This window comes from Pseudoalteromonas neustonica, from assembly GCF_001653135.1.
Taxonomy (GTDB): Bacteria; Pseudomonadota; Gammaproteobacteria; order Enterobacterales; family Alteromonadaceae; genus Pseudoalteromonas; species Pseudoalteromonas neustonica.
Map to the genome: position 1 here is coordinate 1 of NZ_BDDS01000053.1, position 1,852 is coordinate 1,852.

Sequence of the window (1,852 nt, forward strand, 5' to 3'; positions counted from 1 at the left end):
TGAAATTGGCTAAATATCGGTTAGGCCATAAAAAGCAAATTCCCATAGCATAAACAATACCAACGCGAACACACCGAGCAGGTAGCGCCTCAGTCCAACAAGCGATTATGCAACACAAACTGCGTGTTGTATAAATACTAAAATGTTATGTTTTTCTCAAGGAGAGGTGTTTTGAATAAGATTGTATTAATCGTTTTGGCTATTTTTATTTCAGGTTGTGTTTCTAATGATTTACAGCTGGTTTCTAAAATAACATCAAACGAAAAAATAGTTGTAGTTGCTCAATTTAGTAGCTCATTCCCAATTAAAACTGTTGGAACAACCGCATTTCAAAATGAATACTTTGAAATTGATACCTCAGACTGGAAAACTAATGAGTTTATTGAAACTGAGGTAGCAAATAAGCTATCACCAAATTACAGCATCGTTCCAAATTCATTCATAAGAACAAACCTAAGAACGCCAAAAAATGACTTTGTTTCTGGCTACCCCAGCCCAATAAAAAACAAATCAGTTTTGGAAGAAGCACAAAAAATTAATGCGAATTATATTCTTGTCATTTCACCAACCGAGTTCTCTGATGTCTACTTTGGAACAAATCAAAGATTAAAAGGAAATGGGATATATCAACGCCATGGAAATTCAATCCACCATTCACAAATCAGCTTCAACTTATTCAATGCTAAAACAGGTCAATTTGTTGCAACCAATGGCACAATAGGACATAACGGTGGAGATTCAGTATGGATAACAAATGAATCTTTTGGCTATAAAATGTTTAGTTCATCTGAAGATATTACAGCATCGACAAAAGAAGAAATTAAAAATAACAATCAAAAACTTATTTCTAAATTGTTAGATCGCAGTTTAGAGTTCATGAAGTTTGGTGTTAAAAAAACATAACAAACGCATCAACGTATGGACTAATAAAGCTTGGCTTGGTTCGTGCCTCACCAATTATAGCCAAGCTTTATTAGCCGGTTATGCGGGCGTTGTGGCTGTAGAATTACTCTTTTTTAAGAAAAACAGCTTGTTTTATGGGTTCCAAATGCATTACCTAATGCTTTAAAAACGCTTAGAGTTAATTGCAGGAGCTCGTTTTTTAATTGAATTTGGCTGTTAGAGTAATTCTACAGTCTCGTTAGCAATACAGGGAGGTTTGGTGAAATATTATCAATTAGGTGCTTTGTTTTTAGCTATTTTAATTACGGCCTGTTCAACGAACCTAAACACAACAGAGTGGGGAAAGAAGCTTTCTTCTGCTGAATATACTCTTAGACAAGATAGTCTATTGATTGATATCAATTGCTCAATATTTGAAAAGAACTACGGTATACAAACAGAGACTAATTATAAAAGTCATGGTATCTGGACACGTGCAGGTTGTAATCCCAAAATAGTATCTCGAATAGAGGCTGGTTCCAAAATTATGATTACTGATATTTCAATGAGAACTGATGCAAGCGGTCGATGTTGGAATGTATTTGCAAAAGAGCCGAATGGAAGACAATTTTTTATACCTAGCTGTAAGTTTTTTCACACAAAACTATGGGTCACACCAAAACAGCCAACTGAAAGTAATGACTTAAAGTTTAGTTTTAATAAAGACTACTTAACAGCGGATTAAAGTATTGCTAACAAGGCAATAAAGCAGGACAAAAAACAGTTGGCTTTTTGCTCGTGCCTCGCTTATTTTAGCCAACAATTTTTTGCCTCTTATTGAGGCGTTGTGGCTGTAGAATTACTCTTTTTTAAGAAAAACAGCTTGTTTTATGGGTTCCAAATGCATTACCTAATGCTTTAAAAACGCTTAGAGTTAATTACAGGAGCTCGTTTTTTAATTGAATTTGGC

The 1,852-nt window shown here is 34.6% G+C and carries 2 protein-coding genes; both read left to right on the forward strand.

Going from position 1 to position 1,852, the window contains the following annotated elements:
* Positions 1 to 171: 171 nt before the first annotated feature.
* Positions 172 to 903, forward strand: a complete 732-nt coding sequence (locus A7967_RS22000; protein WP_054206946.1) for a hypothetical protein — start codon at positions 172 to 174, stop codon at positions 901 to 903.
* A gap of 259 nt (positions 904 to 1,162) precedes the next feature.
* Positions 1,163 to 1,627 (forward strand): hypothetical protein, encoded by a 465-nt coding sequence (locus A7967_RS22010; protein ID WP_054206948.1) that lies wholly within the window; start codon positions 1,163 to 1,165, stop codon positions 1,625 to 1,627.
* Positions 1,628 to 1,852 lie beyond the last annotated feature (225 nt).